This is a genomic window from Streptomyces beijiangensis, from assembly GCF_017315755.1.
Lineage (GTDB): Bacteria > Actinomycetota > Actinomycetes > Streptomycetales > Streptomycetaceae > Streptomyces > Streptomyces beijiangensis.
In genome coordinates, this window is record NZ_JAFLRJ010000245.1 from 1 (window position 1) to 6,428 (window position 6,428).

Genomic DNA, 6,428 nt, shown 5'->3' on the forward strand with positions numbered 1-6,428 from the left:
GGCCCTGCGGCGGGCCGGGGTGAGGTGCTTCAGCACGGTGGTGAGCGCGGCGCGCAGGGCCTTGCGGGGTGCGGTGTGTGCGACGGCGAGGCGGACCAGGGCGCCGCTGGTGCGGAGGACCGAGGTGCCCACGGGGTGGCGCTCCGACTGGTAGGTGTCGAGGAGGGCTTCGGGGGTTGCCGGGTTGTTCAGTACGCGGGCCAGTTTCCAGGAGAGGTTGGCGGCGTCCTGGAGGCCGGTGTTGAGGCCCTGGCCGCCGGCCGGGGAGTGGACGTGTGCGGCGTCCCCGGCGAGGAAGACGCGGCCTTCGCGGTAGCGGGGGGCCTGGCGTTCGTCGCTGTGGAAGCGGGAGAGCCAGCGGGCGTCGTGTGCACCGTGGTCGGTGCCGTGGGTGCGCTGGAGGAGCGTACGGATCTCGGAGAAGTCGACCGGGTCGCTGTCCGGTACGACGTGGTGGCGGTCCCAGCCGATCACTCGGTAGTAGCCGTCGCCGAACGGGGCGATGAAGGTGAAGGAGTCACCGTCGGGGGCGGTGGCGAGGAGGGGGAGCTCCTTGGGCGGGTCGGTGAGGCGTACGTCGGCGAGCACGATCGACCGGAGGACGGCTTCTCCCGGGAAGGGGATGCCGAGCGCTTCGCGGACCGCGCTGTGGTGGCCGTCGGCGCCCACGGCGTACCGGGCGGTGGTCGTTTCGGCGGCGCCTTCGGGGGTGCGGAGGTGGGCGGTGACGGTGGTGGCCGACTGGGTGAGCGACGTCAGTTCGCGTTCGTAGCGGAAGTCGACCCCGGCCTCGACGGCGCGCTTTTCGAGGAGGCGCTCGACCTCGTACTGCGGGGTGATGAGGAGGAACGGGAAGCGGGTGCGGAGGTGGCTGAAGTCCATGCGGACGCTGCCGAAGACGCGCAGGGCGGGGGTGATGGAGCCGGTTTTGACGAGGTCGTCGGCGAGGCCGCGGGCGTCCAGGGCTTCCAGTGTGCGGGCGTGGATCGCGAAGGCCCGGGTGAGGTTGCTGATCCGGTGGGCGCGGCGTTCCACGAGGGTGACCTTCAGTCCTGCGGTGGCGAGGTCGCCCGCCAGGAGGAGGCCGGTGGGGCCCGCGCCGACGACGAGGACGTCCGTCGTGGTGGATCCGGGCGTGCCGGTCTCGGTGGTGCCAGTTCCGGTGGTGCTGGTGTCGGTGGTGCTGGGCTCTGCGGCCATGGCTGCCTCCTGTGCCAACAACTGTTGGTCAACGCTTGTTGGCAACGGTAGGGCGGGAGGGGTGGCTTGTCAACGACTGTTGGCCTACAGTTGTTGACATGGCAGATCCAGTGGCTCCCGTACGGCGTTCCTCCGAGGTCACCAAGGGCGTGATCCTCGCTGCCGCCCGTGAGCGTTTCGCCGCGGACGGGTATGAGCGCGCGACGATCCGATCCATCGCGCGGGACGCGGAGATCGATCCCTCGATGGTGATGCGGTACTTCGGAAACAAGGAGGGGCTGTTCGTCGCCGCCTCAGCGTTCGAGCTGCGGCTGCCGGAGCTGGGGGCGCTGCCGGGCAAGCACATCGGGGCTGTGCTCGTCTCGCACTTCCTCGACCGGTGGGAGCAGGACGAGGTGCTGACCGCCCTGTTGCGGGTGGGCGTCACCAATGCGGCGGGGGCCGAGCGGATGCAGGAGATCCTGCGCCAGCAGATCGGGCCGGTCGCGGCCGGCGTCTGTCCCTATCCCGAGCAGGCGCCGCAGCGGGCCCTGCTGGTCACCACGCAGATCCTGGGCATGGCGATGGCGCGGTACGTACTGCGGATCCCGGCGGCTGTCGCGATGGACCGGGACGAGGTCGTGGCGTGGCTCGCGCCCACGGTGCAGCGGTATCTGACCGCCGAGCGGCCGTAGGAGGCCGGTTGTCGTTGCAGGTGGGAGGCTTGTGGGGTGATTGTTGAGCGGGCGTACGCGCATGTGGGGGCCCATGACGAGGGCGAGTGGCCCTGGCGGGTGCCGTGCGTACGGCAGCTGCTGGCCGAGGGGCTGCGGTTCACGGCGCCGGTGACCTTTCTCGTCGGGGAGAACGGGTCGGGGAAGTCGACGCTGGTCGAGGCGTTCGCGGAGGGGTTCGGGCTCGATTCGTACGGGGGATCGCACGACTGGAAGTACGCCTCGCACCGGGAGAAGTCCGTGCTCGGTGAGCGCATCCGGTTCGACTCGGCGGCCGGCGGGCGGCGGATGGCGCGGAGCTTCGCGGCGCGGAAGGGGTTCTTCCTGCGGGCGGAGACCGCGCTCGACGCGCTGGGGCGGGAGGGGTTCGAGCCGGACGGGCGCAGCCACGGCGAGGGCTTCCTGGAGGCGTTCCGGGGGAAGTTCCAGGTCGCCGGGCTGTATGTGATGGACGAGCCGGAGGCGGCGCTCTCGTTCACGTCGTGCCTCGAACTGATCGGGCACATGGCCCGGTTGGCCGAGAAAGGCGCCCAGGTCATCTGCGCCACGCACTCGCCGCTGCTGACCGCGCTGCCCGGCGCGGACATCGTGGAGGTCGGGGAGCACGGCATGGAGCGGGTGGAGTGGGGCGATCTGGCGATCGTCGATCACTGGCGGCGCTATCTCGCCGATCCTCGGGCGTATCTGAGGCACGTCCTGGAGTGACTCGGCAGGGGGTGAGTCTGCGCCGTACACTTGCTGCATGACACAGGAGTTGAAGGCATCGGGCAAGCGTGCGCGGCTGATGGCCGAGCTGGGCGCCGAGTCGCGGCGGTACATGGCCTCGTACGCCCTCTTCAACCAGGCGCTCGCCGATCACCTCGGGCTTCATCCGACCGATCTGCAGTGTCTGAACCTGCTGGGTCTCGAGAACGCGCCGGTCACCACGGGTCGGGTGGCCGAGCTGACCGGGCTCACCACCGGGTCGGCCACGCGGCTCGTCGACCGGCTGGAGCGGTCCGGGTACATCACCAGGCAGCGCGACGCCGAGGACCGGCGGAAGGTGCTGGTCGTTCTGGAACCCGGGCGGATGGCCGAGTTCGGGGCGGTCTGGGGGAAGTTGAACGGGGCCTGGTTCGAGATGTTCGATGCGTACGGGGACGACGAGATCGCCCTCATCACCGAACACATGCGGCGGACCGTGGAGTTGAGCGCGGGGCAGATCAGGCGTCTGCGGAGCGGGGAGCTGGACGCGGAAGCGTAGGGCTCGCGGGGCTTGTGGGGCTTGTGGGGCTTGTAGGGCTTGTGGGGCTTGTAGGGCTTGTGGGACCGAAGTCGCGTACCGCCTCCTCGACGATCGCGTTCAGCCGGGCGTGGTGCGCGCCCCGCCAGTAGGGGCGTTCGCAGACCGTGCACTGGGCGAAGACGTCGTACGAACGCTCGGTCCCGCCGTGCAGATGTGCGCTGACCTCGGCCTTGGTGGCCTCCTTGAGGTCGCCGTTGCAGGCGGTGCAGCGCGTCCAGGGAGCGAGGACCGGGGCGAACCTGCCCAGTACGTCACGGAGTTGGATGTCCGGCTGGTCGCTGTAGACGTACGCGCCCGCCCACAGCTCCCTGCGGTGCAGCAGTCCGCGGTCCCGGGAGAGCAGGACGCGCTGCTCGCGGGCGGAGTGTGTGGCGAGGGCCGGGTCGCCGATGTCCTCGCTGAAGTACGCCGCGTCCACGCCGAGGAGCCGCAGCCGGCGGGCCAGCGTGCCGAGGTGGACGTCGAGGAGGAAGCGGAGCGGGGCGCCGGGGATGTGCTGGGGGCGCTCGACCGCGTACACGTCGATCGATTCCCCGGCCCGCGGTACGTGCGAGCGGGGCGTCGGGGTCCCGTCGACGGTGATGCGGCCCGCCTCGGTGAGCGGGACGCCCAGGGATTCGATGACGTGGCCGAGGCTGGACGAGCCGTCGGTGCGGACGGCCGTACGCCCCTGACAGCGCTCCGAGGGGACGAAGAGGCGCAGCTCAGGGGCGAATTGGAGATGGATCTCCGGGCGCGTGGTCACGTCGACAGGGTGGCACGGTGTGGGCGGTGCGGGCCAGGGATTTGCTCCCCGGCCGGCCCTGGGAAATGGCTGTCGGTCAGGAGCGGAAGGCGTCGGCGTTCTCCTTGGCCCACTCGGTGAAGGTGCGCGCCGGGTGGCCGGTCAGGGCTTCGACGTGCTGGGTGAGGGGCGTGGGGGCGCCGTCGGTGGAGGCCCAGTAGCTGAGCAGCGCGTCCGCGAAGGCGGCGGGCATGTACTCGGCCATGGACTCCTTCCAGGCCTTGGGGGTCACCTGGGTGAAGGGGAAGGTGCGGCCCGTCGCGGTCTCCAGGATGGCGATCTGCGCGGTGAAGGTGAGCGATTCGGGGCCGGTGAGCTGGTACGCCCTGCCGCGCAGCGCGGGGTCGTCGAGGATCGCGAGTGCGGCTTCGGCGATGTCGCGCTCGTGGACCGGGTCGCCGTAACTGCCCGGGTAGGGGAGGGCGAGGGGGCGTCCGGACTTCAGGGCCCAGGCCCACTGCAGGGCGTTGCCGGCGAAGGCGCCGGGCTGGAGCGAGGTCGAGGTGATGGGGGAGGCGTCGAGGGCCTGCTCGACGGTGAGGTGGTTGGCCGCGATCAGGTTGTCGGCGGCGTCGGGTGCGAGGACCGAGCTGGAGGAGAGGAGCACGATGTGCTCGACTCCGGCTGCTTCGGCCTGCTCCAGGAAGTCGCCGATGTGCGAGGGCTCGGCGTACAGGAAGACCGAGGTGACCCCGGACAAAGCGGCAGGGAAGGTGGCGGGGTCGCCGAGATCGAGCTTGACGGACTCGACGCCTGCGGGGAGTTCGAGCTTCTCGGGGGCGGCGGATGCGGCCCGGACGGGGGCGCCCCTGCCGTGCAGAAGGTGGATGAGGGCGGTGCCGACCTTGCCGCGGCTGCCGGTGACGAGAGTGGTCATGGTGAAATCCTTAAGTCGAAGTCCGCGTGATGCAGAATCTGTGTCACGCAGATAAATATCCGTGAAGAAGGCCCGCTCGTCAAGCGGGCCTTCTGTTTCGGTTCTCTCAGACGGTGCGGAAGTGCGTCGTGATGGCGTCGCTGCCGTTCTCGCCGAGTACGTGGAAGGCGACCCCGGGAGGCGCGGTCCTGCTGGTCAGGCCCTCGCCGGGCTCCCAGGGGAGGCGGAGTGTGGAGGTCACTCCGGGGGCCGCCAGGAGCGGGAGTCCCGCGAAGGTGGTCGCGGCGGGGGTGTGGGCGTGGCCGGTGAGGATCGCGGGGATATTGCTGCGGCCCGCGAGGGCCTCGGCCAGGCGGCCGGGGTTGGTGAGTGCCGTTGAGTCGACGTACGGGTGGTGCAGGGTGGCCGGCGGGTGGTGGAAGGCGGGCAGCGTGGGGGTGTCGCCGAGGTCGTCGAGGGTGCGGGCGAGCCAGTCGAGGGTCTCGTCGTCGAGGAGGCCGGGGTCCTCGCCGGGGATGCTGGAGTCGAGGAGGAGGAAGGCGTAACCGGCCGCGTGGTGAAGGCGGTTGACGGCGGAGGTGGCCGGGGCCTCCGGCGGGGTCTCCTCGCCGAGCAGGACCTTGCGGTAGGCGGTGCGGTCGTCGTGGTTGCCCGGGCAGGTGAAGACCGGGGCGTCGAGGCGGGCGAGGAGCGCGGCGGCCTCGGCGTACTCGGCGGGGGTGCCGTGGTCGGCGATGTCCCCGGTGACCAGGACGGCGTCGGGCTGCCGGGTCAGGGACCGCAGGTAGTCGACGACGCGGGTGGCCCGCTCCGTGGCGCGGGCTTCTCCGTCGAGGTGCAGATCGCTGATCTGGGCCAGCAGCATGCGGCGTCCCCTTAATGGCTGTAATGGATTAAACCATTAAAGCCATTAGGTGGCGCGGGGTTCAAGGGGTGGGGACCGCAGCCTTGCTGTCGTGCTCCGCGCGGGCTGCCAGAACGTCGTCCATGTGTGTCTCCGCCCAGTCCTTCACGGCGGTCATCAGGCAGGCCAGGTTGTAGCCGAGCGGCGTGAGTTCGTAGTCCACGCGCACCGGCACCGAGGCGGTGACCGTACGGCTCACCAGCCCGTCGCGCTCCAGGGAGCGCAGCGTCTGGGTCAGCATCTTCTGGCTCACGCCGGGGATCTTGCGGGTGAGACCGCTGTAGCGCAGGGGGCCGCCGCGCTCGCCGAGCGCGGCGACGATCAGAGAGACCCACTTGTCGCTGATGCGGGCGAGGAGCTGATTGGTCGGGCACTCCTTGAGGAAGGCGTCGTAGGCGTGACGGGCCTCGCTGCGGCGCTGGATCGCGGTGGTCGTGGGTGCCATGCCCCTGCTCCTACCTCTGGGTGGGTTACGCACTCTCAGGTGCCTACTTACCAAAAGAGAGTAGCTCTCCTTAGGTTTGTGTCCAGAGGCGGGAAGCGAGCCGCCCAAATGAACCGACCGAACTGGGGAGTTGTCATGCGTGCAGTTGTCTTTGAGTCCTTCGGTGGGCCCGAGGTGCTGGAGACCGTCGAGGTCGGGACGCCGGTGCCCGGTCCCGCGC

8 protein-coding genes are annotated in these 6,428 nt (G+C 70.2%); 3 read left to right on the forward strand and 5 right to left on the reverse strand.

Features of this window, described 5'->3' with window-relative positions; genetic code table 11:
- Positions 1-1,200 (reverse strand): FAD-dependent monooxygenase (locus tag J0695_RS24505; protein WP_206965123.1); only part of this gene is annotated, 1,200 nt, incomplete at its 3' end.
- Positions 1,201-1,298: 98 nt separating this feature from the next.
- Here J0695_RS24505 and J0695_RS24510 point away from each other — a divergent pair.
- From J0695_RS24510 to J0695_RS24520, 3 genes are read left to right on the forward strand one after another with little or no spacing between them, the layout of a single operon-like run.
- Positions 1,299-1,874 (forward strand): TetR/AcrR family transcriptional regulator, encoded by a 576-nt coding sequence (locus J0695_RS24510; RefSeq protein WP_206965125.1) that lies wholly within the window; start codon positions 1,299-1,301, stop codon positions 1,872-1,874.
- Positions 1,875-1,910: 36 nt separating this feature from the next.
- Positions 1,911-2,618: an AAA family ATPase gene (locus tag J0695_RS24515; protein ID WP_206965126.1), complete on the forward strand. Its 708-nt coding sequence runs from the start codon at positions 1,911-1,913 to the stop codon at positions 2,616-2,618.
- A gap of 37 nt (positions 2,619-2,655) precedes the next feature.
- Entirely contained in the window at positions 2,656-3,156 is a 501-nt protein-coding gene (locus J0695_RS24520; protein ID WP_206965140.1) for a MarR family winged helix-turn-helix transcriptional regulator, read from the forward strand.
- Here J0695_RS24520 and J0695_RS24525 read toward each other — a convergent pair.
- From J0695_RS24525 to J0695_RS24540, 4 genes are all read right to left on the reverse strand, one after another.
- Positions 3,116-3,943: a Mut7-C RNAse domain-containing protein gene (locus J0695_RS24525; protein WP_206965142.1), complete on the reverse strand. Its 828-nt coding sequence runs from the start codon at positions 3,941-3,943 to the stop codon at positions 3,116-3,118. The two genes, J0695_RS24520 and J0695_RS24525, sit on opposite strands and share 41 nt — an antisense overlap.
- Positions 3,944-4,019: 76 nt before the next feature.
- Complete coding sequence (locus J0695_RS24530; RefSeq protein ID WP_206965144.1) at positions 4,020-4,859, reverse strand: NAD(P)H-binding protein; 840 nt, start codon at positions 4,857-4,859, stop codon at positions 4,020-4,022.
- A gap of 106 nt (positions 4,860-4,965) precedes the next feature.
- Positions 4,966-5,724 (reverse strand): metallophosphoesterase, encoded by a 759-nt coding sequence (locus J0695_RS24535; RefSeq protein WP_206965154.1) that lies wholly within the window; start codon positions 5,722-5,724, stop codon positions 4,966-4,968.
- Positions 5,725-5,785: 61 nt separating this feature from the next.
- A complete protein-coding gene (locus J0695_RS24540; RefSeq protein WP_206965156.1) occupies positions 5,786-6,208 on the reverse strand; it encodes a winged helix-turn-helix transcriptional regulator in 423 nt (140 codons plus the stop codon).
- Between the last annotated feature and the right edge of the window lie 220 nt (positions 6,209-6,428).